Consider the following 25,883-nt stretch of genomic DNA (forward strand, 5'->3'; position numbering starts at 1 on the left):
CTCAGATGTACGTGTCCGTGAGACGGACGAGCAGCGTGCCAGGGCCGGTGATGGTGTGCACTACCCCGGGGATGCCCGGCGGGACCGCCCACATGCCACCTGCGGTGATCGCGCCCGTCTGGAGGACCCCGTTGCGGTACAGGCGTCCCGTGCGCAGCTCGATCCGGTGCACCTGCCCCGCGGACAGCGACTGCCCGATCGTGAGGCTCCGCCCGATCGACGTGCCGATCGTGTACGCCGGCGTTGGGCCCGTCACCTCGAGGACCGGCGAGGCCGGGAAGTTGCCGCGGTGGAAGACCTCCGCCCCTGCGTGGAACGAGTGCTCTTCCCCGTACTTGCGGGGGTCCGCGGCGACGAACTGTAACTGGAACGACGCACGGCGCCGGCCGGTGCGGAACCCGAGGTCCTGGAACAGGGCCTTCCCGCCCCGTCGGGCGAACGCGCGCAGCGGCTGTCCCCGGTGGGTGACCGTAACCTGGAATCGTCCACCGGCCGCGCCGACCCCGGTGACGATGTCGTGCAGGTTGTCGAGCGTCTGGTCGGACCATGCGATCGCGTGCCCGTCGACGGAGAACACCCGCGCGGCCTGGAAGACCGGGAGGTCGTACTCGCCGTGCGCGCCGGCGCGGGCGATCGCTTCACGCACAGCGTCGGGGGTGTCATCCCATCCCTGGAACCCGTCCCGGCCGACGAACAACCCTGCGGGTCGTCGGTCGGCCGGGTCGGGGTGGCCGAGGATGGTCGCGCGCTCCGCCTGGATCCGCAGCATCGTCACCCCTTCCGCAGAATGGCGTTGAGCTGCTGGTTGGCGAGCTCGACAGCTTCCTTCGGGTCGGTCTTGTCGAAGTGGTTCGTCTGCTGCACCGCCGGACCCGTCGCGCCCGCACCAGAACCGCCTGCCGCCGCCTGTGCGGAGGCGCGGGCGTCGATGTTCGCGGACACCGTCCCGAGGGCCGCCTGCGCGCGTGTGGATGCGTCCGCAGCCATCTGAGCGAGGTTGTCCCCGAACGCGGGTGCCTGGTCCTGCGCACCGGCGTTGAACTGATCGAACATCGACGCGCCGGACTGACGGAGCTTCGTCCACCCGGCCCCAGACAGCGGGCCGCGCTTCGCAGGCGAGTGCGGGAAGAACCCGGTGATGAAGTCGACGACTCCGCCCATCGCGTCACCGATGGGCCCCTGCATGTTCGTCAGACCGTCTATGAGCCCCTGGATGATCTGCATCCCGAGGGAACCCCAGTCGACGTTCGCGAACCCGTCCCAGATCGCCTTCACGATCTGCGGCAGCATCTGAACGATCTGCGGGATCGCCTGAACGAGCCCGGTGATCAGCGACACGACCAACTGGATTCCGGCCTCGATCAGCTGAGGCAGGGCCTGCAGCAGCCCGGTCACGAGCTGAACGACCAGGTTGATCGCTGCCTCGATCAGCATCGGCAGCGCCGAGATCAGCCCCTGAAGGAGGGAGATCAGCAGCTGGATTCCGGCCTCGATGATCATCGGCAGGTTCTGCACGATCGCGAGCAAGAGCCCGGTCACGAGTTGCAGCGCAGCCTGCAAGATCAGGGGCAGGGCCTGGATGATCCCGGTGATCAGGGCCATGAGCAGCTGCACGCCGCCCTGGATGATCACGGGCAGGGCCTGAACGATCGCCGTCAGCAGCCCGGTGACGAGCTTCAGCGCGGCGGTGACCAGCAGGGGCAGCGCCTGTACGATCCCCGTGATCAGGGCGGTCACCAGCTGGATCGCGCCCTGGATGATCGTTGGCAGGTTCGCGATCAGCAGGTCGACGAGGCCGGTGATCAGCGTGACCGCGGCATCGACCAGCATCGGGACCATCGAGATCAGCCCGGTGACCAGCCCGCCGACGAGCGACACGGCGGCCTGCAGGATGAACGGCATCTGCGCGACGAGCACCGACACGAGGCCGGTGATCAGCTGCACCGCACCGGATGCGAGGACCGGGATCGCGAAGCCGAGTCCCTCAACGAGCGACTGCACGATCTGCGTTGCGGCGCCGATCAGCAGCGGCAGCTGGGAGACGATCCCGGTCACGATCTGCGGGACCGCGGCGACGACCGACGCCACGATGGGCGGCAGCGCGCTGACGAGGTTCCCGATGATGCCGGTCAGCCCGGACGCGAGCTGTGCGGCATCTCCCCCGGACAGTGCGAAACCGGCGAACGCGGCCGCCGCGATCCCCAGCGGGGAGCCGAGCGCGCCGAGCAGACCACCGAGGCCCGGCAGCAGGGCCCCGAGCGGGCCGAGTTTCGCGAGCACACCGGCGAGCCCGCCGGCACCGAGCGCGGCGAACGCGCCGCCGAGCGGGCCCAGCACCGACATGACCGTGCTAAACCCGGCGGACGCGGCGAGGGACCCGTCACCGACCCGGTTGAGCAGATTGGTGATGAAGTCCAACGGCGGGCCGAGCACCTTGCCGAGCACGGCACCGACGGACTTCGCCTTGTCCTCGATGGGACCGAGCGCGGACGTCGCCGCCTGGATCAGCGGGCCGATCTTGGCGTAGAGCGGGCCGAGCGCGTTCGCGCCGATCCGGCCCATCGCCGCCATCAGGTTCTTCGCGGCGCCGGGGACGGTCTTGCCGATCTCCTGCGACACGGTGCCCGCGGCGGCCTCGGCTGCGCGGGAGAACGTCTCGAAGTCGACCTTGCCGTCCGAGGCGAGCTTGAAGACCTCGCCGGCGGTGACGCCCATCTGGTCGGCGAGCGCCTGGTAGATAGGGATGCCCTTGTCGGCGAGCTGGCTGATGACGTCGTTCTGGACGCCGTTCGCCTGGGTCGCGGCCCGGTTGAAGATCGAGCCCATGTCCTGCATGGACAGGCCCGCCGCGGCCGCGTTGTTCGCGATCCGCTTCAGGTGCCCCTGCAGCGCCTCACCCGGCTTGATACCGGCGGCGACCGCCGAAGCGGCGACCGTGGCGGCCTCGCCGAGCCCGAAGCTGGTGCCTTTCACGGAGGCGAGCGCGTCGCCCATGATCGAGGTGACCGTGGACGCGTCGTTGCCGAGTCCGCGGAGCTTCGCCTGCGCGGTATCGATCGCCGCAAGCCGGGAGAAGCCCTTGCCGACGGCAACTGCGATACCAGCGGCTACCGCGCCGACAGCGCCAGTAGCGGTGCTCTGCAGGCCGCGACCGAGTGCAGCCCCCGCGCGGGAGCCGATGTCGGCGGCGGCGCTCACCACGCTGGACAGGCCGCGACCGATCGTGGATCCGACGGTGCCCAGCCCGGACAGCAGCGACCCGCTGAGCCCGGATCCGGCCGATGCGCCGATCTTCGCGAACAGGCCACGCACCTGCGTGGTGACGGGGCTCAGCCACGTCGACACCTTGGAGCCGAGCTTCACGAACGGTGACGCGAGGAGGGTGCCGGCGGATGCGGCGTACTGCAGCGCCGGCCCGAACGCGCCACGCACGGTACCGCCGACACCGCCCAGCCACGACTTGGTGGCCGCCCAGCCCTTCGCGAGACCGCCGCCCACCATCGTGGCCATCGACGTGAACGAGGTAGACACCTGGGCGGCGCCGAGCCGGGCAAGCTTGCTCACACCGGTGACGTCGAGCATCGCCCGGGTGAGCCCGCCGAGAGAGCCCGCGGCACCGGTGAACGCGGAGCGTGCCGCGTTCGCATCGCGGAACCCGTCACGGAACCCGCCGGCGAGACTCACGAACCCACGCCGCCCGGCGGTCGCGGATGCCGCGGCGAGCGCGTTCGCGGTGGTGAGCGCGGTCTGGGCGTTGCGGAGCCGGTCGGATGCGGCGGCGACTGCCAGCGCGGATGCCTCGTGGCGGCGGCGTGCAGCAGCGAGGCGCTCCTCGGCGGCGACCGCCTGGGAGGACGTCTCGCCGTACTTCGCGATCGTCTCCTGTAGGCGCGTCTCGGCGACACGGACCCGGCCCGCCTCGTCCTGCTGGGTGAGGCGCACCTTCGACAGTGCCGAGGACGCAGATGCGACGTCGCTGTTCAGCTTCTTGAGCTGGTCAGCTGCGAGCCCGCCGGCGGCCGACGAGAACGACGACTTCACGTCACGGCCGAGGAGCGCGCCAACGCGGGCGCCGGCGCCCTTGAAGCCGGTCGTGAATCGCTTCGCACCCTCGACGCCGGCGGCGTTGGTCTCCTTCGCGACCGTGCTGCGGAACCCGGGCATCACCGGGAAGATGCTGACGTGTCCGGATCCGACCTCCTTCGACATGGCACCTCCCCGGTGATCAGCTGAAGAGGATCTCGTCCTCGAACTCGGCGGATGCCACAGCGACCTCGTCGACGGTGGGCTTCTGCTTGGCGTCCTCGGCCATCTGCCAGGGCATCAGGCGAGCATCGAGGGCGCCCTTGCCGTGCTGGCCGACGATGCCGATCAGGTCGAGCATCGACGCCGGGTACGCCCACCCGGCGAGCTCAGCGCCGTAGCAGGTGGACGTGTCGGTAGCGGCCTGCTCGAGCAGTAGTCTCGCCTCACCCCAGGACAGCGCGCCGCCCAGGTCCGATAGTCCCACGCCGAACGTCTCGCGCAGGGTGCGCGCGATCGTTCCGCGGTGCTCTCGGATCTCCCGGGCGACGCCGATCATTCCGGGAGTGACGCCGAGGCGCGGCGGGTGAGCAGGTCGAAGTACTTCGTCGCGAGGATCATCGTCTCCGCGATGTCGTGTGCCGTGAACGCCTTCGCGACCTTCTCACCGCCGAGCTTTGTCAGCAGGTGCTTGAGCTGGCCGATCGGATCGCCGACGGCGACCTTCTCCATCTCGTCGATGTCGTCGACAGACAGGTTGAACGGGACCTCGACGATGCTGTGATCGACGAATCGTCCGATGAACCGGTTCTCGACGATGATGTAGCGGACGTCGGGACGGAGCGCGGCTACCGCCTTCTTCTCGTCCTCGTCGGTCCAGTTGTCGAAGTCGTACTCGACCGCGGGTGCGGTCGTGTTGGTGGTGGTGCGTGCAGCCATGATGGCTCCTCTCGGGTTGTCGGGTTCGGGTGGTTGGGCTGGCCGGGGCGACCCGATAGCGTCCCGGCCAGCCGGTCATCAGGCCGCGTTGCCGGTCTGCCAGTCGGTGCCGTCCCAGTGCGCGTGCGAGCTCGTGGCGTACACGACGTACTGGCCGGTCGTCCACGCCGTGGTCTGCCCGAGCGCGCCCAGCGCGCGCAGCTCCGCGATCGTCGACGGCGGGGTCGCACCGACGGGGCTGAACGATCCCGGGGTGCCGGCGGTGACGCCGGTCGGGGTGATCGTCGCTCCGGGCGCCGGAAGGACAACCTGCCAGAACGGGGCCTCGTTGAACAGCTCGTGCTCGACGTAGGTGAGAGTCACCACGGCGCCCTTCACGGACCCGCGCTCGGCCTTGTCGGGCTCGACGGCGGACACGTAGGCGACGCCGATCTGGCGTTCCTCGGTCTTGTTCCGATACTTCGTGGACGTGAACAGGATCCACTGGTTGTTCGGCAGCGACGACGACACCTCGATGACGCCGTTCACGTCGGGCTCGGCGCCCTCGATGAGCTTCAGCACCGTCGGGTTGTTCTCGGCCAGGCCGATCTTCACCGTGCGGGTGCCCTCACCGGAGAGCTGGTAGCCCTTCTGGAAGAACAGGATCGCGTCGCCGCTGTCGCGCGCGGCCTCGAAGCCGCCGTCGACCTTGATCAGGCCGAGCTTGGAGAACGCGCCCGGCATGACGATCGGGCGCGCAGCGAGCTCCGCCTTGGTGAGGACGTTCGCGGCGTCGACAGGTGCGATCGCGGCGAGGCCCGTGACGGGGACGGGAACAGCGCTGAGGTCGTTGCCCTGAGCGTCTGCGGTCATGGTGGTGCTCCTTCATGAACGAGCCCCGGACGGGGCGGTGGTGGGCGGCTCACCAGGAGCCGGATGCGACGTACTCGCCGGTGAGATACCGTCGGGCGACGTCGAGAGGTTCGGGGACCGCGTAGGGGCCGCGGCAGCCGGTGAAGTCGACGGACGCGATGGGGCTGCCGTCGAGCAGCGGAAGGTCGGTGTCGTGCACGATCGAGGCGACGAAGCGGGCGAGGTCGTTCGCGGGCTTGTCGTTCTGGCGGGTGCCGGCGAGGACCGAGAACCCGAGCGAGCGGTCGAACGTGGTCCAGTCGGTGCGCGGACCGGAGTCGTCGCGGACGATGATCAGCGGCCGGGCGAGCGGAGGCTTGAGGTCGTCGGGCTCCTTGTTGCCGACCACGACGTCATGCCCCGCGGCGCGAGCCTCGGTGCGGATCAGCGCGACGAACCACGCCTCCAGGTCGGGCGGGACGACCCTCACCGCTTCGCTCCCTTCAAGGAGCGCGCGAGGTTGCCAGTCTTGGACTCGATCAGCATCGTCTTCTCATCGGAGCCGACGACACGAGCCACGCGCCGGTACCTCGCATCCACGTGCCCGATGTGAAGACCGTCACGGTACGCGCCGGTGTCGACCGGCGCGCCGGCGATCGCCTCAGCGAGCGCCCCTTCCGCGGAGGCGTCAACGAGCGCTTCGACGCCTGGCGTGCGGAGGATCGTTTCGAAGAACGAGTCGTTGGCAACGAAGCCATCGGCCATTCATCCCACCCCCTCGACCACGCGCACGTACAAGTACGGTTGCCACCCGGTGAACGGGTTCCTCGGCACGGATGGGAAGCCCTGCACCGTCCAGATCTTGTCGCCCTGCACGATGCGGTCAGCACGGCGCACGTCGGCGTCGGGGTCCCACAGCACGAGCAGGTAGACGGTGACGACCTGGTTGCGGACGGGGTCGAGCTGCTCGGTCGACGAGTTCGGTTCGAAGTACCCCTCGAGCGGGAGCTCGTCCGGGTCTGTCCAGTCGTCGATCTGGGCGTCGGGGTTGTACGGATCTTGGATCCGCGATGGCCTCTGCCTGATGAATCCGTCCAGCTCTGGCATCAGCGTGCCTCCGGCCACAACCTGCTGATCGGACGGTTGGAGGGGAACGTTCCGCGGGGCAAGCCCGTCGCCGACTGGTTGCCGCAGAGCGCTCTGAGCGCGCGGCGCGGTTGCCCATCAAAGGCCGATGCGACATCCGTGTAGGTGACGGAGGCGGATGCGACGCTCTGGGAGCGCACCTGCATCGACCCTCGGCGGGAGATCTCCTTGTAGACCCGCCGAAGGATAGCGAGCGCGTTCTTCCGGGGCTCGGAGTCTTCCTCGAAGCTGTCGATGCAGGGGGCGATGTCGTGAGCGACAACGAGGATCTCTCGTGCGAGGTCCTCGTCCGTACCTACCTCGTCGTGCGTGATCACGGCATCGCCCCCTTCGTTCACGGCTGCTTCGCGGTCGGCCGCACCGGCGCCTTGGGCTTCTCAGCCTTCAGCTCCGCGAGCGCGCTCTGCGCGTCCTCGAGCGCCTTCGTCGCCTCAGCGAGCTCGGCGTCCTTCGCGTCGACGGCGGCCTTCACCGCGGCGTCGACATCCCCCTGGGAGAACTTCTCCTCGTGAGCTTCGTCGGCCAGTTCGGCTTCCGAGTCCTTGGGAGCCGGAGGGTTGAGGCGATCGAAGCGCTCTAGGTCGTCCTCGTGCACATCCACTTCGTCGCCGAGCACACCGTGGCGCCACTGGCCGTCGGTGTCCTGGTAGGTGCCGATGCCGGAGCGAATCGTCCGGATAGCCATCAGCCGGCCAGCCCAGTCAGCTTGAACACCGAGAACGGATCCGTGACGTACTGAACGAAGCGGGCGTCGGTCTGCACCCACGTGCGCTGAGTCTCCGGCTCACGCCACGTCTCCGTGCCGAGCGCCTTCTCGGGGCGCATCTCGCCCGGTAGGCCAGCCTGCAGAGCGTACGCCGTGCCCGGCGCCACGCGGTTCGACGACATCAGGGTGTCGATGTTGTACGAGTCGAGCAGTGCCTGCAGGTCGTCGCCGTAGACCAGGCGCAGCTGGAACGCCTGGTCGGGGTTCAGGATCAGGGTGTCGATCTCGACGCCCAGCTCCTGCGTGTCGGCGAGCTTCTGCACCTTGGCGATGTCCGCAGCCGGCCACGCCGAAGCGTTCGACTGGCCCGATCCGCCGGTGACGACGTTGTTCCAGTTGAGGCCGGTGATCACCTGCGTCGGGTTCGCGGCGATCGCCGCGTCGACTGTTGCGATCGAGCGCGCGTCCTGACGGCGCACCATCGCATTCATGATCTTCCGACCCTCGCGCTGGATCACGCCCTGGTCGTTGCGGTCGCGAGCCTCGTCGGTGACGAAGAACTTGCCACCGTGCTTCTCGACTGCGGCCGTCAGGGGGACCGGATTGTCCGACTGGGTGTTCGGGAACTCCGCACCGGGCGCGACCTCCTGGACGTCACGGGTCGGGAACAGGTCGTTCAGGGTGAGCTGGTCGTAGATGACCGCTCCGCCCGTCACGCCGCCCGGGGTCGAGAAGAACAGGGGCGAGATGTAGTTGCGGAGCGTGATGTCCGACAGGTAGCGGGTGATGCGCGTCGGCTGCTGCAGCATCGTCTCCACCGTGATGGTGGAGCCGTTGACCGTGGGAGCCGCGAGCGGGTACGCCACCGAGTTGGGGTTGGCCATGATGCTCTCCTCTCAGTAGAGCTCGATGAAGACGTCGTTGCCGGAGGTTCCGGCCGACCAGGCTCGGCCGCGGGCCTTGCCGGAGGCGATGGTGACTGCACGCCCGTTGGCGCCGACCTCGACCTCAGCGCCGACGGCGATGGTGCCGCCAGCGGTGACTGGGACGATGGAGCCGACACCGCGGAGGATGTGCAGCTTCGCGCCCGACGCGGTGTCGCGCGATGCGACGCCGACGCTCAGGCCGGCCGCGGTCGCGGTGACGACCGTCGCCGTGGTTCCCGACGCAGCGTTGACCGCAGCGGAGATGTCGACGAACGTCTTCCCGACGATCGCGGCACCGGCAGTCGCGGTGAGATCCGCGCCGGGACGGTACAGCGGGATGGACTCGTTGGTCATGGTTCCTGCTCCTCTCAGCGCTTCCAGTGCGCCGGGTAGGCGTCCGCATCGATCGAGGCAGCGGCCTGGTGGCCGATCTCCTCAACGGGGACGGTGTTCTTCGCGAGGGTGGCGAGCGTGGCCGTGGTTCCGGTCTCGTCGCTGTCCAGCAGCGCGCGGAAGTGATCCCGCGACGCTGCCGTGATGCGGCCTTCCTGCAGGGCGGTCGCGACGATGCCGTCACGGCGCGCACGGTCCTGCTCGGCTCGTGCGTCAGCGCCCTGCTGGGCGTTGCGCTGCAGCTCGGCGAGGACGGTCGCGTCGATCGCGACGATTCCCTCGGGTAGTGCAGCGGTGGGTGCGATTGCGACGGGCGTCACCGCGGCGTCGACGGTCGTGGCCGTCTCCTCCGGAGCCTCGGCATCGGTCGCGCCGAGCCGTTCGTTGACACCAGCCTGGGGGTCGTCGTTTGCCACGACGGTCTCCTTTCGGTTGGGAGTACCCGGCTCGGTCGAGCTCGGGGGCTTGGGGGCCGATGCGCGTGCGCGTGCGGCGGCATCGTGGATGCGGGCCTCTGCGTCGTCATCCGGCGCGGCGGTGACGACGAGGACTTCCAGGTCGGTACCGTCCTCAACACCTACGGTCGTCGCGGTTCCCGCATCTGGGACGACCTGGACACGGTCGGCAAGCCCGAGCTCGACGGCGTCTGCGGCGGTCAGCCACGTCTCCTCGGCGAGCAGCGACGCCCAGTCCTTCACACCGGCCTTCTCGGTGTAGACCTCGACCATCGATCGTTCGAGGGTGTCAAGGAAGTCGGCGGTCTTGCGCATCTCCACGGCGTTGCCCCACGTGATCGAGGAGGGCGAGTGCAGCATCATCTGGCTGCCGGGTGACATCACCGTCTCCTCGCATCCGGCGGCGATAAAACTCGCGGCCGATGCGGCGATCCCGTCAACGACGGCGATCACGCTGGCGCGATGCGCGCCGAGCATGTTGAGGATCGCCATCGCCTCCCACACCTCGCCGCCCGGCGAGTTGATGCGCAGCACGATCTGCTCCACCGACGCGGGAAGGCTGTCCAGCACTCGGCCGACATCTTCCGTCGAGATGCCCCACCATCCGCCGAAGGAGTCGATCGGGCCGTACATGCGGATCGTCGCGACGGTTGCGTTGCCTTCGGCCGCCGGTGCGGTGATCGCGGAGAAGAAGTCTGCCTTTGCCTTCGGCGGCTCGATGGTCCCCCAGTAGCCGCGGACAGGGCGATCACCACCATGGGGCTTCTCCGCACGCGCGGTATGCAACCCCGGGCCAGTCGTGTTCATGCTGCCTCCTTGGGCTGTGGGTTCTGCGTGGTCGTCATGCGGCTCACGTCCGGTCCATCGCCAACGAGCCAGTCGGCCCCGGCACGCCGGATGAGGTCCCGGACTTCGTCCTGCCGAAGCGGTGGCTTGTCGGTTGCGAGGTACCCCTGCTGCGCGGCGCGAACGGCCGCCGCGGCGCGCTCGGCTTCGCTCGGTGCATCGGCGGAGGATGTCCCTTCAAGGAAGGCCTCGACCGGAAGCCCCCACCTGTCGCGCACGTACGCGCGCAGCGAGTCGTCGATCCTCAGTGCGCCGCACTCGATCAGCGCCTTCAGAACCTCAGCAGTGACATGCTGCTGCTCACCGATCGCCGCCGGGACGATCCGTGGCGCCGGCTCCGACTCGCCCCAGTTCGCGTCGACGAGATCCTCGATGACGTGCTGCTGTATCACTTCTGCGATGTGCTGCGCGACCGCATTCAGGCTGTCGGTGAAGAACGACGCGAACGTCTCGCCGAGCGCGTAGCTGCCGGTGGCGTTGTCGCCGCCGAGGCTCAGGAAGTTCGCGAGGACCGCACCGGCGATCTGCTCGTCGTAGTACCGGATCGGCTTGTCCGTGTCGGGCAGGCGTCCGGTCACTGCAGCGAACGCCAGCGTCGAACCGTGCGCGAGCCCGACGCCCGCCTCCTCACCGGCGCGAGCCTCCTTCGCGATCTGCTCGCCGCGAGCGATCTGCTGCTCGATCCAGTCGGATGCCTCCTCGAAGGACCAGTTCTCGGATCCCGCGGGCAGGTCGGGGGCGGTGAACACCGGCACGCCCAGGCCGTTGCGTTCGGCGGTGAGTGCCTGGATGCGCAGCACCCTGTCCTTGAGGACGTACATCTTGTAGGCAGCGCGCAGCAGGGACTCCCCCAGCCAGTTCGCCCCTTCCCTCTCGTTGACGAATGCCACCAGACGGTCGACCTGGATGCGCACGCCCGCCATAGGCATCGCGGTCAGCACCGCACGCCCATTCACCACCGGTGCGGACGTTCCTGCACCGTGCTGGCGGATCGCGACGAGCCCACCGTCGCGGGCGACCTCGATGTCCGCGATCGTGCGAGGCGGCCGCCACGCGAGCTTCCCGATATGAGCGAGACCGAAAGAGTCGATCGTGTAGACCTGCTCGAAGAAGCTGTGACCGTACACGAGCTCGAGCAGCGCGAGCCGCAGGAACTCCTTGAAACTGAAACGCCCCTTCGATCGCAGCGGGGCGACGAACGGCTTGCCCTTGACGGCTAGGCCGAGATCCCTCGCGACATGCTCGGTCACCTCATCGCGGCACCCTGCCCCATCGATCACCCACTCGGTGCGGAGGATCGGGAGAGTCACTGCTCTGATCACCGACTTCACCTGTGGGTCCTCGCGGCGCATCCGATCGAAGACCTCGACCGACTGCGGCCACTGCAGGTCGGGGTTGCGCTCCGCTGCCCAGGCGAACAGCGTCCCCCACCCGAGGAGACCCGGGTCCGCCTGATATCCGATCTCGGTCAAGGCAGGCCTCCTCGTCTAGAAGTGCATGGTGCGCAGGTTCGTCTCGGTGCTCGTGCTGTCGGTACGTCGGAATACCCGGGCCGCGGGCGGCTGGGGCGCTGCCCTCTTCTTCGGCGATGCCTCCGCCTTGAGCACGCCCCACAGCGCCCAGGTCACGGCCTGCGCCTGGCTGACGGGCTTGGTCGGGTCGGACTGCTCCCACGTCATCCCGGCGCGACCGATGTTGCGGGTCGTGGCCAGCTCGAGCGACTTCGTGACCTCGGCCTGTTCGCGGTGCGGTACGAGCCCGGCGTTCACGTGCTCGATGAACAGGGTGTGCGCGGCGGCAATCTCGTCGAGGTTCATCGCGAGGTACTTGATGCCGGCGGCGTCAAGCGCGCCGATCACGGCCGCTGCGTTCTTCGCGTCCAGCACGACGAGCGCGTTGCCGTACTTCGCCTTCAGCTCCTTCAGCTTCGGTGCGATCCACCGCGTGCCACTCGCCGTGTGCAGGTGCTCGACCGCGATTGTCTCGGCGTCAACGCGCACTGCGGCGCCGATCGTTCCATACCCGCCGCCACGGCCGAGCGCGAGCGACAGCACCACACCGTCGCCGATAACGGCGGCGTCGTAACGCGCATGCCGCTTCCACACCTCGAGGTCAAGCTCCGACAGTTTCGCCGCAGCCTCCGCGCGTCGGCTCGGCCAGATCGAGCACCTCTGGCGCGCGAACGCCTCCGGGCTCGTCTGGCCCATGCGATCCCACTCGTCCTGCACGGTCTTCCACGGCAGCCGGATCCCGAGGCCGGGGTTCCCCTCGCGCCATGTCTGCGGATCGCCGAGGTCGATCTTCTCCGCGGCATCCGGATCGTCTGACCCGACCGGGGTGTGCTCGATCCAGCCCGTGCGCTCCAGGCCGCCCTTGCGCCCGCGATCGCGGAGCCCTTCGAAGTACTCACCGTCCTGGTCTTCCTTCGGGACCGTGCCTGTGAACAGCACCTGCAGGTTCGGGCTCGCCGACGATGCCGGCAGTAGACCCTCCAGCACGCCGAGTGGCGAGTGCTGCGCCTCGTCCACGATGAGGACGTCGAACGAGATGCCGACGCCGGCGGCGCCGGTGCGGGTGAAGAAGACCAGGCGGTTGCCGTTCTTCAGCTCGATCGCCCAGTTGCCGTTACCGGTCGAGATCCCGGTGACGCCCTGCGCGGTCTGCTTCCCGCCGCCGACGAGCTCGGCGCGCAGGATCGGTGAGGCGAGGATCGTGCGGCGCGCGCGACGAAATGCCTCGCGCGCGGTAGCGCCTTCGTGTGCGGTGTGCCCGATGAGTTTCGGCGCGCCGTCCTCGCGAGGCCACAGGAACAGGTGGGCGAGCTCGTACGGCAGCAGGATGTTGCCCTTGCCCTGCTGCCGGGACACCAGCACGCCGAACTCGGTCGCCGCCCACTGGCCGTCAGCGTCGATCGAAGCGATCGCCTCGAGCGCGCCCTCCTGCCACGGGTCGCACCGGATGTTCGCGAGGTCCGAGATGTCGAGGACGTCATCGATCAGCGAGTCGACGCGGCTAAGAGGCAGCGCCCTCACTCTGGGTTCTTGCAGCCCGAGCAGCTCGGGCCTCGGCGAGTTGCTCGGCAAGGGTCAGCTCCTTCGGCGTCTCGGCAGGCCCGCGGGTCGCTTCGACGGCCGTGCGGAACTCGCGCGCGAGCGGTGCGAGGCGCGTCGGATCATCCTTGGCAACCTTCTTGAACGCCGCGCGGAGGGTGTCGACGATGAGGGTCATGTCGTCGGTGTCAGCGCCGCCGCCCGCGTCGTTCTCTGCTCCGCGGCCCGGTGCGTCGTCGCGAGGAGCCGGCGCGCGTCGCGCCGACTTGCGGCCGGCCTCGGTGTGCGCGCGTCGGCACGCGTCGTCGATGTCCTCACCGTTGCGGAGGTGGCGACGGTAGGCGGAATCCGTGCCGCAGGGCGCCTTAGGACGTCCCATCGCTCCCCCTGACTACCCAATTCCCCCATGCGTCGTATTTACCCGCGGAGAGGGGCGCCAGGACCGCGCGGGAAGCTGGCAGCACCAGGGGGTGCCTGGATTTTCAGGCACCCCCTGGGCGTGCGGTCACCACATGGGGTGAGACGTCACGACGCGGCCCATATCTCTGCGGCGGCATGGTCGCTCTTGCGGCTGTTGCAGCTCTTGTGCATCGGCACCAGCACCTGGCCGACGAGCCGACCACCGTTCGCGAGGGCTTGATCGTGGTCTGCTGTGAACGACATGCGGTCGCGGTAGTCCAGCGTCGTGTCGATCTGCTCACCGCAGCCCCAACCCGACGGCGACCCGTACCCACAGGGCAGGTGCTCTACTCGAGTGCGGCGCTTCAGCGCAGCCTGGGCGCGACGGTATGCGCGGTGGCCCTTGCCGTCACGGGCGTCCACGGTTCTGCTCCGCTTGGCACCGACCGCACGCGATCCAGTCGAAGACCTGCGAGACACCGGCGAGGCTGAGGTGATACCCGTGAACGCGGCGCAGCGCGTCGAACCCGCATGCGGGGCACTCCCCGGCAACTGGCTCCGTGAGCACGTCGATGCGCATCCGTCGGGTCGTCGCAGCCATCACGAGTCTCCCCTCGACAGCGCCCAGCCGATGAATGCACGCCACGTACGCAGCCACACGACCACAGCCGTGATCCCAAGCGCGGCGCCGGCGAGGTACGTCACGATCGCCTGGCAAGGATGCGGGCCATGATCTCCGGCCCGCTGATCAGGCCCAGGCCGCGCGGCTCGCCATGACGCGCTGTGCGCTTCTTCGGCGACTCCACGAACCGGATGCCGGCGCGCTTGCGCGCCTTCCTCGCTGCGGTGCTCATGGGTCAGCCTCCGATCACAGCAGCGCAAGCCGCGCGAGGGTGAGGTGCTCGTTGTCCTCGAGCTCAGGATGCTGCGACACCAGCTCGGTGAGCGCATCCATGGCGTTGTCGCGCTCGGCCTGCAGACGGGATATCTCATCGAGCGCCCCGTCCAGCGTGCGTGCCCACGTCATCCCGAGCACGGGTCAGTCCTCGTCCCCGAACGCGGATGGGTCACACTCGTGCAGGTTGACGCTCACGACGACCCTCCCCGCTGTCTGCGGTCGAATGTAGGCTCTCGTCACCAGTTAGGAGAGCGGATGTTGCAATTCAGGGACTGCCGCGTTTGCGGGGAGTCGCACGCCCTGAGGCAAGACGGGCTGATGTCTATCCACACCACCGGGGACGGTCGGCGCTGCGAGGAACCCGCGCCACCCGCGCACAGAGAGCCTCCGCGCTCGGCACCGCGACGAAGTCGCGCGCGGGATGAACGCGATCTGCAGACACGGGAGAAGCTGGCCAAGCTCGGTGACACGACGCGGCTGCCGAAATGGCAACGCGATCTTGAGCGCGAAGCCGCGTTCAATGCGGCCGCGGAGTCCAAGCGGCGAAAGCGCGATGAGGCGCGGGTTTCATCGAAGCCATTCGACCGGAAAATCTATGCCGTCGGCGGAGTCCGCACGGTTGCCGGCGGGAGCCCTGGAGGCGGCAAACGGCGTTGACCATGCCATCGTGCTGACGGGTGCCATCTTCCCCAAACGCGAAAGCCCCCGGGAGTAACCGAGGGCTTTGCGTAATTCAGGTGCGATGCAATCGTACACCAAACCCGCGGCCACGTTATGAGCCCGACACGCGCTACACCCTCTCCTTAGCGCATGGGCGGCTGCATCTGGTCCGGGTGCTCCTCGCGGATGAATCGCAAGAGCCTCCTGCCCCGCCTGGTGGTCTGGGGGTTGAACTGCTTGCGATCCCCGACGCTCTCAGTCAGCTGGAACGCGCCAAGCACGGAATCGCGCTGCAGGTCCTCAAGCGCCGCCGTCACCGCCGGCACGGCTCGCGCGCGATCGACACGAAGGGCATCATTGAGGGGCTCCTCGCGCAATCCCCCACGGATCATGTCGTCGGCAGCGCCCTCCATCCCGTTGCCTCTCAGCCATCCGACCGGGTTGCAGTAGAACGCGAGCAACCACACGTGAAGATCGGAGTACCGCTCAACCAGTTGCATGTAGCCGTCACGCTCGGACTCATCGAAGTTCGGATCAAGGGCGGCCGTCGCCACCGCGTTCGCAAGTCGCTGGCGTTTCGCCGCGCTCTCCGACTCTCCGGCGACGCGCATGGCTCTCTCGAAGCCCGCCACAAAGGCATCCGAGGCAACGATCTCTTCCAACGTCATCTGGCTGTCCAACGCCCGCCAGAGCTCCTCAACCGCTAGGACGATCGCCTCGAAGTTCTCGCGGTTCCGCCGCGCGACGCGCTGCTGGACAACATGCGCCGCCCCCTCGGTGACAAATGGCCCAACGAGCGGCACCATCCCAGCGAGCGCGAGGCCGAGCCGCATCACCTCATCCTCCGGCTCTTCCGGCTGAATCGCCTCACGCAGATCCTTCATGGCCTCGAGTCTCGCATGGCGTAATCGAGGCACCATCACTCGCGCCAACCGTGGGATCTCTATGACTCGCCTTCGACGGGCTCTTCAGAGTTCGAACCCACCTTCGCCATCCAGTTGCGAAGCGCCTCCATGCGCGCCTGTTTCGCTATAGATTCGGCGTCGTCGTCAAGCGCCAGCTCGTGCGTGATGCTCGCTGGGTCCTTTACCCACGAATCGATCAGCGGTTGGAACTGCGACTGGCTAGAGAACATGCGCGAAGGGTGTCGCGCCTTTGCGGCGTCCTTGGCAGACTTCCTCGTCGCGTCAAAGTTGATCCTCACGAGACGACGCTGAATGAGCTGCATGAGCCGGAGTCCGTTCTCTTCTCCTTCGCGCTCGAGACGCGCCGCTAGCTTTGATTGCTGAACGGCGATTTGAACTCCGTCCGGGTCATGCGATTCGTAGTACAACCCATAGGTTGCTCGCCAAACAGACGCGAGAGCCCAAGCTCGGAAGTCGACGGCGATGCCACGGCGAAATCGTGCAGATCGTTCCTCACGGTCTTCTCGCCGATTTTGCTGGCTGTTTCGGTTTGCAGCCACCGAAGTTCGCCAGGAGAAGACCGCGACAACCACAGCGGCGCCGGCGAGGAGGATCGTCGCGATCGGAGACACGTAGTCGACCAAGAAGTCCGACGCAGAGCTGTGCTGAAACAACCTCAGCGAGAGATAGGCGGTCAACATCACGTGCCTAGTGTGCAATGGATCGCACCGCAGTCGCACCTGCATTTACTCATGCTCCCGATGCGACACCGATTGCAGACTTCTTAGGTCGACCAACACGCTGTGCCATCTCGTCACGCACCCGGCGGAGATCCGACAGGCGGAACATCGCCATGCGGGCGCCGGCGATCGTCACCGTGCGGGCCGGTTCGATCAGGTCCTTTTCTCGCCACCGGCGCAGGGTGCGCGCCGAGCCGGCGAACTCCTCCGCCTGGATCCGGGTCAGCATCGGATCCTGCTCCGCCACCGGAGACGACTCCACCTCGAGGACATTCACGTCATCCGCGGACCAGGACGGGCCCTTCGTGCGCCGCTCAGCACCCCACTTCGCGCGGGCGTCCGCGACCGACCAGAAGTTGCGGATCCCGTCGGCGTCGAGCTCGTTGCGGTCCATGAACCCGGTGCCGAGGTCTTCGACGTGCTGCCGGTCGTTCACAAGGCCGTCGATCGCCTGCTCGAGCGACTGCGGGAAGCAGAACATGTCCCAGGCACCCCATGTCGTCACCACGCAATCCAGGGCGTCCAGGAGCTCCGCGTCGACCGGGGCCAGTGGCTCCGACGATGACCCGCCCAACGGCGCCTTGTCCGTCGGCGTCGCCTTCGTCGGATCCGCCAATGACCGCAGCCGGCCGATCAGATCCGGGGCATCCCCGATCAGACCTCGCAGGCGGCCGTAGCAGCGGTTACAGATCAGCGCGTGATCGCGGGCCGGCGACTCCGCGCACCCGTCGCATGTGAGAGCCAGCGAAAGCCGTGTGCCCGCTTCCACCGCGCGCTCGTGATCCTCGGGCGTCCCGTAGTCCGGGCACGAGGCGTAGTGCACGCCCCGCTGCTTGCACCCTCGGATGCAGAACCTCTCAGACATGCCCGACCTCCGATTCGATGTCCAGTGCCTTGCGCTGCTCGTTCAGCTCGATCGACAGGCGCACGAGCGCGTCGACGATCGTGTCCCTCGGCGCTGGCGCCACGGTCCGAGACTCCGCCAGCCGCGCCTCGAGCTCCCCGGCATCCGTCCAACGGAACAGCACCACGGCGACGGTCCCATCCGGAACAGCGATGCTCACGGTCACTCGCTCCGCGTGCATGCAGGTGCACTCGTCGACCTGATCTGGATCCTTCGAGACGCTCACCACCCCCGAGCCCTTGCAGTACGGGCAGCCGGGGTCTGGATTAGAACGGAGTGTCATCACCGAACGCTCCCCACTCGTCACCCGGAGTCGGCGTCGCCCACGCCTCGCCGGCCGCCGGCGCCGTTGGCGCCGCGTTCGCCGTCGTGCGCGCCGCACGCGTCACCTGGGCGGTCGCGTAGCGGAGCGAGGGGCCGATCTCGTCGACCTCCAGCTCGATCGCGGTGCGGTTCTGCCCCTCGCGGTCCTGGTAGGAGCGCTGACGCAGACGACCGGTCGCGATGACCCGCATGCCCTTCGTCAGGGATCCCGCCACATGCTCGGCGAACTCGCGCCACACGGACGCACGAAGGAACAGCGCGTCGCCGTCCTTCCACTCATTCGCCTGGCGGTCGAAGGTGCGCGGCGTGCTCGCGATCGTGAAATTGCACACCGGGAGGCCGGACTGGGTGTAGCGCAGCTCCGGATCCGCCGTCAGATTCCCGACCACCGTGATCGTCGTCTCCCCCACCATCAGGCGTCCTCCTTCCATTCCGATGCGAAATCGGAGTGCCACGCGAGCGCTGTGACGATCTCCTCCTCGGTCGCGTGACCGTCATCGATGTCGCCCTGCAGCTCGTCCAGCGCGTCAGAAATCGCCGCGCTCACGACCGCATCGACGTGAGACCGGATCCGAGACTCCCGATCGGGGTTCATGCCTCGCGTCCGATGCGACCTCGGTGCGCCCGCCATCGTCTCCGCGCGGTGCGCCTCCGCGTCCGCGCCCGTGGTGAGCGCGATACCGCAGTCCATGCACTCTCCGTAGTTCTCGCCCTCGCGGGGGTCGAATCGTCCACTCATGATGCTGTCCTCCTCTGTGCCCCGAGGAACTTCTCGCGGGCGATCCTTCGCATGGTTTCCTGCACGGTCTCGTCAGCCTCGGCGAGCAGCCGAAGCCGGAAGCGGAAGTCCCTCTCGAACCGCTCCGCGGTCATCTCCACGAAGTCGGCGAGGGCATCAGAACGGGTCACCGCCCCACACCTCCCCCGTCTCGGGCTGTGCCTCGTAGAACGTCGTGAGCTTCTGCTCGTAGACCTTCTCCGCGAGCCAGGCATCCCGCTTGTTCCGGGCGTCCCGGCAGGGCCCGCACTTCGTCTTCCCCGCCCCTCCCGGCATGTGCTCGTCGCAGAACATCGGCGGGGCGTCCAGCACTGCCGGGCGCTCCGGGCGCTCCGGCGCCCGCTCCCGGTCGCGCTGCACCGCGTCCCAGGCGTCCGCCCGCGCCGCGCCCTCCGCGCGCACCTGCTCCCGCGCCCGCTCGCGCGCCCGCGCGCCCGCGCCCCCCACAGCCACGGGATACCCCGCGGGAAGCGTTCCCGGCGGCGGCTCCGGCGACGTGATGCGCACGTCGCGCATGTCCACCTTCAGCGGGTACAGCAACAGGATCCACTCGTCGCCCAGATGATCGAACGTCGTCAACCAGCCGGCGTCCATCAGCATCAACAGGTGCTCCTCGACCCGGTCCGCGACCAGATCCAACGGCTCCCCGGTGTTCATCCGCCGGGCGATCACCCGCGGATCCGCTACCCCCCGCCCGAGCGGGTCCATGTGCAGCCACAGCCAGAACGCCGTCGCCTTCGCCTCGTCCGGCACCCCGGCGAGGGTCTCGAGATCCGCCGCGCTGATCTTGCGCTGCTTCGTACGCTGTTCCGACATCGTTCCCTCTCGCGAAGCCCTCGATGCAGCGCTCGAGAGCGAAATTCAGATCCTCCGGGGCCACCTCGAAGCACTCCGTGTAGCCCTTCCCGCCTGGGCCGAGCACGTCCTCCGCGTGCGCCCACGACCGGAACGCGGCCGGGAACCAGCGGCGCAGCACGGCGAGCGCCTCACGCTCCCAGGACTCGTCCGTGCCGCGCTGGCACACCACCACGGTCCAGCCGCGATCAATCCACCGCTGCACCCGTGCGAACCGCCAGGCCCGGCCCACCTTGAGCGTCCAGGAGCGGGGATCCCAGACGACATACGTCATCGCCAACGTCGGCATGTTCATGACTCGACCTCGTACCCGGCCGCTGACGCGCACGCCTCGCACAGCCGCCGGAGGTCCCCACGACGGAAGCCGTAGAACTTCGTCCGCATCGAGACGAGCACTGCGGGTGTCTCGATCGCGCCGCATGCTGCACACTGCAGCCGATATGGATCCACTCCGACGACGCCCGGCGCGTAGCCCGGGATCGTCGGCATCAGCTCTGGCGCACTCATCGCACACTTGCCTTCCTGTCGGCGCGGACACCGGCCCGCCATTCCTGATGCGCCTTGCCCGTCTTCGAGCACAGGCCGTACGCGTCGAGCACGTTGCAGCGCTGACCGCAGAAGCGGCACTTCGGTGCGTTCCGCTGCTGATGATCGATCGCGGCCAGCGCGGCGAGCGTCACCGCCCGATCCGGCTTCCACTCCGGCTTCTCGTCGCTCATGGGCGCATCGCCTCCGATACGTGCATGCGCTCGGTCGCCGACACGAGATACCAACGCTCGCCGTCGACCGCCTCCACCGGCGTCGCAATCGCGCGAGCGAGCGTCGCCTCGTTCGTCGCGGCCTTCTCGATCCGCAGCCCGCGGTGTATCAGATCCATGCGGGTGATCGCGTTCGCGTCCTCCGCGAGCCCGTTGCAGACCGTGCACACCGCACACAGGTTCGCCGGGTGATCCAGGACACTCGACCCGCCCGCGCCCCGGTTCGCCCGGTGATGCGCCGTCTGCGCCTCACCCAGACACCCCGGGAGCATCATCAGGCACCATCCGCCGTCGCGCTCGATGATCTGCTGCTTCACCTTCACCGACACGCTCATGCGGCACCCCAGTCCAGGAGGCCATCCGACTGGCACTCCGGAGACACCCACAGGCGCTCACGGCGGCCCGCCTTCGAATCGGTGCTGTACCCGGCTCCGCCGCCGGCTTTCCCGGCCTCCACGGTCCACCCGTGGCGGACGAGTTCGTCGTGCTCGTCGTCATAGCCGCACAGCACGATCCGGTGGCCGGAGCCGTGGCGGACACACCACTCGCGGACCTCGGCGCTGATCGTCTTGTGCTCATCGCCGCCCGTGTTCGTCGAGGCGTACAGGTCGCCCGAGGTCGCGTACGGCGGGTCCAGGAAGATACCCACGATCCCGGGGCCGGCGGTCGCCCGCACCACGGACGGCTTGAGCACGCGCCGCCAGTCACCGCACGCGATCCGCACCGACGCGAGCCGGACGGCCAGCGCCTGCATGTACGCGCCGAGGCGCGCCTCCTGCCCCGCGTTTCCGAGGTGGGGAAGCTTGCGGTTCACGCCCCCCGCGTCTCCGAGGTGGGGAAGCTTGCGTGTGTCCTGCAGCCGGTCATCGATCACCCGCCACGGCCCCGGCCCCCACGGGTCACCGATGCCACACGCGGCGACGTACAGCCACCAGCCGGCGGCCTTCGCGTCGAACACCTCCGGGCCGCCCTCGAGCCACGAGATCAGTCCGTCGGTGCGGCGCTCCTGCAGCCAGGCGAGACGCGCGTGGTAGTCGATCTCCGTCACCGGGCCTGCGGCGTGGTGCGCGACGTCGTTCGGAGCCTGCTGGATCGCCCGCCACGTGTTCACCAGCCACCCGTCAGCATCGTTGATCGTCTCCACCCGACGGCCTGGCATGTCCGGGCGGGCGAGGAGCACGGCTGCTGATCCGGCGAACGGCTCCACGTAGCCACCGACATCGCCGAGGCGCGCCCAGACGGTCTCCGCGGCGCGGCGCTTGCCACCGAAGTACGGGAACGGTGCGGTCAGACTCATCAGTTCACCCCCGCGTGCTCAGCGCAGAAGTCCTGCCGCTGGTCTCGTTCGGCCGTCTTCCAACCGGCCTTCGTCGCGGCATCGCGGGTCGCCCGTGCCGACGTGTGGTTGCGGCCGAAGATCCGCAGGCATCCGTCGTGGTCACAAGTCAGCCGGGCCCGGTTGTCGGCCCCCATCCGCGCGGTCATCGGTGCTCTCCTCGGAAGTTGGCGTTCAGGCTGCGGAGGATGCCGATGTCCTCGAACAGGGAGTCCTTGCGGTCCTTCGCGTACTGCAGGAGCAGCCACGCGGTGTCGCGGGCCTCCTGCGCTTCACGGACGGCGGACGCCTCGGCGCGGGCGAGGTCGCGGCGTTCCGTCATCGGCATGCGCGGGTAGTCGGCGAGCAGGTCGCGGGCGGCTTTCGCGAGCGCGATCGTCAGATCCCGTTCCCGGTCTGCGAGCGCCGTGCGGTACTCGTTCAACACCGCGGGGGCGCGCGTCACCGCGGCCCGCGCCTTCAGCAGCGCACCCGCGCACTGCACAGGGGTCGGGAACAGTGCGAGCAGCTCGGCCTCGTTCAGGCCGGCGAGGTTCAACGTCACCAACTCCACATCGGTGCCCGCCTCGAGCACCTCGCCCGTGGGCTCGTCGACGTTCACAGGTCCCCTCCCATCCCGGGCAGCGGGACGAACTCGGGCGGCACCTGCATCTCCCGGGATGAGCCGAGCACGGTCACGTCGGTTCGCTTCCAGTAGTCGACGTCGACGACCTCGAGGTCGCCCTCCTCGCCGATCAGCTCGTTCGCGTACTCCTCGATCAGCTCCGGGTCTACCCCGTCTGCGCCTTCGAGCTCAGCCCACTCGCGCACGTCCGCGTCGGTGAACGACAGGCGACCCTTCACGGTCGCTTCGACCTTCGCGACGATCTCCACCTCGTAGCGGGTCACCGCCTGCACCGGCGCATTCACTTCCGGCGTCCCTTCGACTTGGCGCGGCGGGCCGCGCGGTTCGTCGGTGCGAGGAAGTCCTGCGGCATGCCCGGCTTCGCCTCCGTCGGGCGGAGCGCGCCCGATGCCGTGCGCACCTCGGCGGCGGGGTCCTCGGCGGGGGCCCACGCGGCGGCCGTGAGACGGTTCCGCAACTGCGCCTCGAGCTGCGGGGTCACCGCGCGGGCCCGCTTCATCTCGGCGTGCAGTGCGTGCACGGCGTCAGAGGTGGGGGCGGCGGCGATCTCGCTCTCCCAGTCGCGCGCCGACGCGACCGAGCTGGCGCTCTTCGGCGCGTCCTCGTCGGGCTCGGTGCGGTCGCCGATGACCTCGCGGAACGCGCGGCGCAGCGCGGCACGGGTGATGAACGATCCGAAGCGCTCCATGGGGTTGTCCAGCCAGACGTCGTGCCAGAGGCGTCCGTCGGTCTCGCGCGGCTGACCGTCAGGGCTGGGGAGCGACTCGTCCCAGGACGCGTAGACGGTCGTGGGGGTGCCGTCCCGCCAGACCGTCACGCGTGCCACCTTCGGCGGGTTCTCCTTGTCGAGCCAGAACGGCTGGAACGCTGCGCCCGTCATCGTCGCGGCGTTGTAGGGCGAGCCGTCCGAGAACTCCGGCGGATCGATGCGCACGGTCGCGCCGGAGGTGATCGCGAGGCGCTCGTACTCGGCGAGGGTCTGGGCGACGTCGTCGATGTTCGTCATGCTGCGTCCTTCGTCTCGGTCACGGTCAAGCGGCCAGAGGCCTTCTTGCGGGTGTAGAGGCGCATCGCCATGGCGCGGACCTCGTTGGCGCGGCGGACCATGTCGGCCCACTCGCGGTAGGTGTTCGGCTCGGCGCTTTCCCAGGCGTCCTCGTCGAGCACATCCGTGCTGGTGATCGAGAACGTGAACCCGGCGCGGGTGCCGGCGGCCTTCTTGCCGTGCTCGTCGGCCTCTTGGGAGGCGTAGACGCGGATCGTCTCGAGTGCCGTAGCCTCGGCCTTCTTGTGCGGGGCCATCGCGGCGCGCGCGTCGGCGACGATCGCGAGGGCCTCGTCGACGTCGGCGGGGAGGTCGTCGTCCGCGACGGGGGCGCCGGCGGCGCGCCACGTCATGAACGCGTCGGCCTCCTTGAGGAGCTTCGCGATGCGAGCGTCGTCGCGCTCCACCCACCGGTATCGGGGTGCGTCGAGCGTCGGGGTGCCGTCCTCCCCCATGACCTCCCACACGTACAGCCACCAGCGGGTCTCGGTGACGAACATCCCGAGCTGCATCTGGTCGTAGTGGTCGGCAGGGATGTCGTCACGATCGCCCCACCCGTAGTCATGGGACTTGCACTCGACACCGAACTCGCCGCGCGACGAGTCGAAGCCGTGACCATCGGGAGTCGCGAGGATGCTCGTCTTGTCCGGGTGGCTGAACAGGGCGACGTTCGCGGCGCAGAGTGCGATGTTCGAGCACGCCCATGCGAGCAGGAACGGTTCGCGCTCGTGGCCGCGCTTCGTGTGCTGGTTGCCGCGGAACTTCGACCCGTTGAGCTTGTCGTCCAGGATCCGGCGCCAGGTGCCGCGGCCTCCGACAGCGATCGCGTGGATCTCCGACGCGGTCACTCCGGCGGCGCGCGCGGCGAGGCCCTCATCGGATCCGAGGGAGTCCTCGGCGACCATGTGCAGCGGGCGGTCAATGATCTCGATCATGCGGACACCCCCAGCATCGCCTCGAGCTCGAGCCGCTCAGCGACGTTCGACGCGCGCTTCGCGATCGCACGGCGCACACGGACGGCGTCCTCGCCGACGCAGGGCTGGATCGGGGTGAACGGGATGTCCTCGAAGCGCTGCGCGCCCGGCTTCTTGCGCCTCACGATGCGTCCTCCGTCTCGCGAAGTCGCGCGAGCAGCTCGGTCAGGCCGGCGGGCTGCACGAGCACGTCGCGCGCCTTCGCCCCCTGGGCTGCGCCGACGACGCCGTGCTGCTCGAGCAGGTCCATCAGCCGCATTGCCTTCGCGAACCCGACACGGAGCTTGCGCTGGATCATCGAGGTCGAGCCGAACTGCGCCGTCACGACGAGCTCGGCAGCCTGAATGAGGAGGTCGAGGTCGCCGTTGATCGGCGTCGGCGTTGCGCTTTCACTCGGCGCGGTGGTCGGCGTGCTGACGCTGAATGAGAACCCCTCGTCGCGCATCCGCTGGACGGTCTCGGCGAACGGATCGCCGACGCCGAAGTCGAACTCGAGCGTCGCGTCGCCGGTGCGCTCGGCGCGCACGCGCGCCATGACCTCGGTGACGATGTCGATGTCGTCGGCGTCCTGGATCGGTTCGATGAAGAGGACGCCTGCGACGGGGGTAACCTCGCCGCCTGCGGTGTAGTCGATCTGCTTCTTGGCGGTGTCGATCACCATGACGACGACGTGGCGGCGCTCGGGGTGTTGGACGAGCTGCGCGTGCAGCCTCTCCATCCCGTTCGCGTCGAACTCCTTCGGCAGCGCGGCCGACAGCTTCACGGTCATGCTCGGTTCCTCCCAGGGATGAATGCGGCGACGAACATCACCAGGACGATGAGGACGGCGAGGTCTGCGCCGTTCCAGACAGGGGCCGCGGCGGCGATGCCAACCGGCACGGCGACGATCAGTGCGGTCGCGGCGAGCGCGAACCGCCACGGTGCGACTGCAGGCAGCCGGAGCCGGAGTCGCGGTGCACGCGGCGCCGACGGCGCGATGGCCGCGATCGGGGCCGCGCACCAGCAGCACTGCTCCTGGCCCTCGTCGCGGCAGTGCTCGCAGTGATCGGGATAGACGCAGTCCTTCGCGAACATCACGCGACCTCGTCGATCGGCTCGGTCAGCGGCGGCACGTCGACCAGGCGCACGTGCCGGGACGCGGCGATCGGGACGATGTCGACGATCTCGACCGGCTCGAGCGCGAACAGGCGCAGCTCCTCGGCGACCTCGGCGTCGAACTCGTCGAGGAACTGGCGGCGGCCGCCGAGCGTGGGATGTCCGTCTCGCTCTTCGACGGCGAGGAACGTAGGCTGATGGGTGCTGGTGGACATGTGCGTGTCCTCCTTCGGTTTCAGGTGGGGCGTCCGGTGCAACGGGCGCCCCTCTTT

At 68.6% G+C, this 25,883-nt stretch carries 38 protein-coding genes and 1 pseudogene; 1 reads left to right on the top strand and 38 read right to left on the bottom strand.

Annotation, left to right across the window (positions count from 1 at the left end; genetic code table 11):
* Position 1: 1 nt before the first annotated feature.
* The 18 genes from ACTJI8_RS12785 to ACTJI8_RS12870 form a co-directional block, all read right to left on the bottom strand.
* The gene (locus ACTJI8_RS12785) at positions 2-769 is read right to left on the bottom strand and encodes a hypothetical protein (RefSeq protein ID WP_440733816.1); all 768 of its coding nucleotides are present in this window, start codon (positions 767-769) and stop codon (positions 2-4) included.
* A 2-nt stretch (positions 770-771) separates the two neighbouring features.
* The gene (locus ACTJI8_RS12790) at positions 772-4,209 is read right to left on the bottom strand and encodes a phage tail protein (RefSeq protein WP_440733817.1); all 3,438 of its coding nucleotides are present in this window, start codon (positions 4,207-4,209) and stop codon (positions 772-774) included.
* Positions 4,210-4,225: 16 nt separating this feature from the next.
* The gene (locus ACTJI8_RS12795; protein WP_440733818.1) at positions 4,226-4,582 is read right to left on the bottom strand and encodes a hypothetical protein; all 357 of its coding nucleotides are present in this window, start codon (positions 4,580-4,582) and stop codon (positions 4,226-4,228) included.
* A complete protein-coding gene (locus ACTJI8_RS12800) occupies positions 4,579-4,962 on the bottom strand; it encodes a hypothetical protein (protein WP_440733819.1) in 384 nt (127 codons plus the stop codon). Before ACTJI8_RS12800 ends, ACTJI8_RS12795 begins: the two co-directional genes overlap by 4 nt.
* A gap of 78 nt (positions 4,963-5,040) precedes the next feature.
* Positions 5,041-5,814 (bottom strand): hypothetical protein, encoded by a 774-nt coding sequence (locus ACTJI8_RS12805; RefSeq protein WP_440733820.1) that lies wholly within the window; start codon positions 5,812-5,814, stop codon positions 5,041-5,043.
* Positions 5,815-5,863: 49 nt separating this feature from the next.
* Positions 5,864-6,283, bottom strand: coding sequence for a hypothetical protein (locus ACTJI8_RS12810; protein ID WP_440733821.1), 420 nt, complete (start codon positions 6,281-6,283; stop codon positions 5,864-5,866).
* Complete coding sequence (locus ACTJI8_RS12815; RefSeq protein ID WP_440733822.1) at positions 6,280-6,558, bottom strand: HK97 gp10 family phage protein; 279 nt, start codon at positions 6,556-6,558, stop codon at positions 6,280-6,282. The genes ACTJI8_RS12810 and ACTJI8_RS12815 overlap by 4 nt, the downstream gene beginning before the upstream one ends.
* The gene (locus tag ACTJI8_RS12820) at positions 6,559-6,900 is read right to left on the bottom strand and encodes a hypothetical protein (protein WP_440733823.1); all 342 of its coding nucleotides are present in this window, start codon (positions 6,898-6,900) and stop codon (positions 6,559-6,561) included.
* 373 nt (positions 6,901-7,273) lie between these two features.
* On the bottom strand, positions 7,274-7,624 hold the full coding sequence (locus tag ACTJI8_RS12825; RefSeq protein WP_440733824.1) for a hypothetical protein: 351 nt from the start codon (positions 7,622-7,624) through the stop codon (positions 7,274-7,276).
* Positions 7,624-8,529: a major capsid protein gene (locus ACTJI8_RS12830; protein ID WP_440733825.1), complete on the bottom strand. Its 906-nt coding sequence runs from the start codon at positions 8,527-8,529 to the stop codon at positions 7,624-7,626. Before ACTJI8_RS12830 ends, ACTJI8_RS12825 begins: the two co-directional genes overlap by 1 nt.
* A 12-nt stretch (positions 8,530-8,541) precedes the next feature.
* Entirely contained in the window at positions 8,542-8,925 is a 384-nt protein-coding gene (locus ACTJI8_RS12835; protein ID WP_440733826.1) for a capsid cement protein, read from the bottom strand.
* Positions 8,926-8,939: 14 nt separating this feature from the next.
* Positions 8,940-10,226: a head maturation protease, ClpP-related gene (locus ACTJI8_RS12840; RefSeq protein ID WP_440733827.1), complete on the bottom strand. Its 1,287-nt coding sequence runs from the start codon at positions 10,224-10,226 to the stop codon at positions 8,940-8,942.
* Positions 10,223-11,737 carry a phage portal protein family protein gene (locus ACTJI8_RS12845; protein WP_440733828.1) on the bottom strand — a complete coding sequence of 505 codons (1,515 nt, stop codon included), beginning with the start codon at positions 11,735-11,737 and terminating at the stop codon, positions 10,223-10,225. The genes ACTJI8_RS12840 and ACTJI8_RS12845 overlap by 4 nt, the downstream gene beginning before the upstream one ends.
* A 15-nt stretch (positions 11,738-11,752) precedes the next feature.
* Positions 11,753-13,297, bottom strand: coding sequence for a hypothetical protein (locus ACTJI8_RS12850; RefSeq protein ID WP_440733829.1), 1,545 nt, complete (start codon positions 13,295-13,297; stop codon positions 11,753-11,755).
* Positions 13,278-13,694, bottom strand: a complete 417-nt coding sequence (locus ACTJI8_RS12855) for a hypothetical protein (protein WP_440733830.1) — start codon at positions 13,692-13,694, stop codon at positions 13,278-13,280. Before ACTJI8_RS12855 ends, ACTJI8_RS12850 begins: the two co-directional genes overlap by 20 nt.
* A gap of 146 nt (positions 13,695-13,840) precedes the next feature.
* Positions 13,841-14,137, bottom strand: coding sequence for a hypothetical protein (locus tag ACTJI8_RS12860; RefSeq protein WP_440733831.1), 297 nt, complete (start codon positions 14,135-14,137; stop codon positions 13,841-13,843).
* 278 nt (positions 14,138-14,415) lie between these two features.
* Positions 14,416-14,568 carry a hypothetical protein gene (locus ACTJI8_RS12865; protein ID WP_440733832.1) on the bottom strand — a complete coding sequence of 51 codons (153 nt, stop codon included), beginning with the start codon at positions 14,566-14,568 and terminating at the stop codon, positions 14,416-14,418.
* Between the two features lie 14 nt (positions 14,569-14,582).
* A complete protein-coding gene (locus tag ACTJI8_RS12870) occupies positions 14,583-14,750 on the bottom strand; it encodes a hypothetical protein (RefSeq protein ID WP_440733833.1) in 168 nt (55 codons plus the stop codon).
* A gap of 180 nt (positions 14,751-14,930) precedes the next feature.
* On the opposite strand from ACTJI8_RS12870, the gene ACTJI8_RS12875 reads away from it, so the two are divergent.
* Positions 14,931-15,269 carry a hypothetical protein gene (locus ACTJI8_RS12875; RefSeq protein ID WP_440733834.1) on the top strand — a complete coding sequence of 113 codons (339 nt, stop codon included), beginning with the start codon at positions 14,931-14,933 and terminating at the stop codon, positions 15,267-15,269.
* A gap of 146 nt (positions 15,270-15,415) precedes the next feature.
* Here the strand turns inward: ACTJI8_RS12875 and ACTJI8_RS12880 are convergent, their stop codons facing one another.
* The 20 genes and pseudogenes from ACTJI8_RS12880 to ACTJI8_RS12975 all read right to left on the bottom strand — a co-directional run bounded on the left by ACTJI8_RS12880 (position 15,416) and on the right by ACTJI8_RS12975 (position 25,826).
* Positions 15,416-16,156 carry a hypothetical protein gene (locus tag ACTJI8_RS12880; protein ID WP_440733835.1) on the bottom strand — a complete coding sequence of 247 codons (741 nt, stop codon included), beginning with the start codon at positions 16,154-16,156 and terminating at the stop codon, positions 15,416-15,418.
* Between the two features lie 59 nt (positions 16,157-16,215).
* Entirely contained in the window at positions 16,216-16,881 is a 666-nt protein-coding gene (locus ACTJI8_RS12885) for a hypothetical protein (protein ID WP_440733836.1), read from the bottom strand.
* Positions 16,882-16,927: 46 nt separating this feature from the next.
* Positions 16,928-17,782, bottom strand: coding sequence for a hypothetical protein (locus tag ACTJI8_RS12890; RefSeq protein ID WP_440733837.1), 855 nt, complete (start codon positions 17,780-17,782; stop codon positions 16,928-16,930).
* Positions 17,775-18,104 (bottom strand): hypothetical protein, encoded by a 330-nt coding sequence (locus ACTJI8_RS12895; protein WP_440733838.1) that lies wholly within the window; start codon positions 18,102-18,104, stop codon positions 17,775-17,777. Before ACTJI8_RS12895 ends, ACTJI8_RS12890 begins: the two co-directional genes overlap by 8 nt.
* Positions 18,088-18,558: a single-stranded DNA-binding protein gene (locus ACTJI8_RS12900; protein WP_440733839.1), complete on the bottom strand. Its 471-nt coding sequence runs from the start codon at positions 18,556-18,558 to the stop codon at positions 18,088-18,090. The genes ACTJI8_RS12895 and ACTJI8_RS12900 overlap by 17 nt, the downstream gene beginning before the upstream one ends.
* Positions 18,558-18,884, bottom strand: coding sequence for a hypothetical protein (locus ACTJI8_RS12905; RefSeq protein ID WP_440733840.1), 327 nt, complete (start codon positions 18,882-18,884; stop codon positions 18,558-18,560). Before ACTJI8_RS12905 ends, ACTJI8_RS12900 begins: the two co-directional genes overlap by 1 nt.
* A complete protein-coding gene (locus ACTJI8_RS12910) occupies positions 18,881-19,054 on the bottom strand; it encodes a hypothetical protein (RefSeq protein WP_440733841.1) in 174 nt (57 codons plus the stop codon). The genes ACTJI8_RS12905 and ACTJI8_RS12910 overlap by 4 nt, the downstream gene beginning before the upstream one ends.
* A complete protein-coding gene (locus ACTJI8_RS12915) occupies positions 19,041-19,739 on the bottom strand; it encodes a hypothetical protein (RefSeq protein WP_440733842.1) in 699 nt (232 codons plus the stop codon). The genes ACTJI8_RS12910 and ACTJI8_RS12915 overlap by 14 nt, the downstream gene beginning before the upstream one ends.
* A gap of 542 nt (positions 19,740-20,281) precedes the next feature.
* The gene (locus ACTJI8_RS12920; protein WP_440733843.1) at positions 20,282-20,497 is read right to left on the bottom strand and encodes a hypothetical protein; all 216 of its coding nucleotides are present in this window, start codon (positions 20,495-20,497) and stop codon (positions 20,282-20,284) included.
* On the bottom strand, positions 20,494-20,871 hold the full coding sequence (locus ACTJI8_RS12925; protein WP_440733844.1) for a hypothetical protein: 378 nt from the start codon (positions 20,869-20,871) through the stop codon (positions 20,494-20,496). Before ACTJI8_RS12925 ends, ACTJI8_RS12920 begins: the two co-directional genes overlap by 4 nt.
* Positions 20,868-21,833 carry a hypothetical protein gene (locus tag ACTJI8_RS12930; RefSeq protein WP_440733845.1) on the bottom strand — a complete coding sequence of 322 codons (966 nt, stop codon included), beginning with the start codon at positions 21,831-21,833 and terminating at the stop codon, positions 20,868-20,870. The genes ACTJI8_RS12925 and ACTJI8_RS12930 overlap by 4 nt, the downstream gene beginning before the upstream one ends.
* A complete protein-coding gene (locus tag ACTJI8_RS12935) occupies positions 21,833-22,021 on the bottom strand; it encodes a hypothetical protein (protein WP_440733846.1) in 189 nt (62 codons plus the stop codon). Before ACTJI8_RS12935 ends, ACTJI8_RS12930 begins: the two co-directional genes overlap by 1 nt.
* Positions 22,018-22,473: a hypothetical protein gene (locus ACTJI8_RS12940; protein WP_440733847.1), complete on the bottom strand. Its 456-nt coding sequence runs from the start codon at positions 22,471-22,473 to the stop codon at positions 22,018-22,020. Before ACTJI8_RS12940 ends, ACTJI8_RS12935 begins: the two co-directional genes overlap by 4 nt.
* A complete protein-coding gene (locus ACTJI8_RS12945) occupies positions 22,470-22,781 on the bottom strand; it encodes a hypothetical protein (protein WP_440733848.1) in 312 nt (103 codons plus the stop codon). The genes ACTJI8_RS12940 and ACTJI8_RS12945 overlap by 4 nt, the downstream gene beginning before the upstream one ends.
* Positions 22,778-23,503 (bottom strand): hypothetical protein, encoded by a 726-nt coding sequence (locus ACTJI8_RS12950; protein WP_440733849.1) that lies wholly within the window; start codon positions 23,501-23,503, stop codon positions 22,778-22,780. Before ACTJI8_RS12950 ends, ACTJI8_RS12945 begins: the two co-directional genes overlap by 4 nt.
* Positions 23,500-24,477: a YqaJ viral recombinase family protein gene (locus ACTJI8_RS12955; RefSeq protein ID WP_440733850.1), complete on the bottom strand. Its 978-nt coding sequence runs from the start codon at positions 24,475-24,477 to the stop codon at positions 23,500-23,502. The genes ACTJI8_RS12950 and ACTJI8_RS12955 overlap by 4 nt, the downstream gene beginning before the upstream one ends.
* Positions 24,474-24,641, bottom strand: coding sequence for a hypothetical protein (locus tag ACTJI8_RS12960; protein ID WP_440733851.1), 168 nt, complete (start codon positions 24,639-24,641; stop codon positions 24,474-24,476). The genes ACTJI8_RS12955 and ACTJI8_RS12960 overlap by 4 nt, the downstream gene beginning before the upstream one ends.
* Before the next feature lie 17 nt (positions 24,642-24,658).
* Positions 24,659-24,886 (bottom strand): annotated as a pseudogene (locus tag ACTJI8_RS12965) (DNA translocase FtsK); the annotation flags it as partial.
* A gap of 395 nt (positions 24,887-25,281) precedes the next feature.
* Complete coding sequence (locus ACTJI8_RS12970) at positions 25,282-25,593, bottom strand: hypothetical protein (protein WP_440733852.1); 312 nt, start codon at positions 25,591-25,593, stop codon at positions 25,282-25,284.
* Complete coding sequence (locus ACTJI8_RS12975) at positions 25,590-25,826, bottom strand: hypothetical protein (protein ID WP_440733853.1); 237 nt, start codon at positions 25,824-25,826, stop codon at positions 25,590-25,592. The genes ACTJI8_RS12970 and ACTJI8_RS12975 overlap by 4 nt, the downstream gene beginning before the upstream one ends.
* Positions 25,827-25,883 lie beyond the last annotated feature (57 nt).

The sequence above is a fragment of the Microbacterium sp. 22303 genome (genome assembly GCF_052045265.1).
GTDB lineage: Bacteria > Actinomycetota > Actinomycetes > Actinomycetales > Microbacteriaceae > Microbacterium.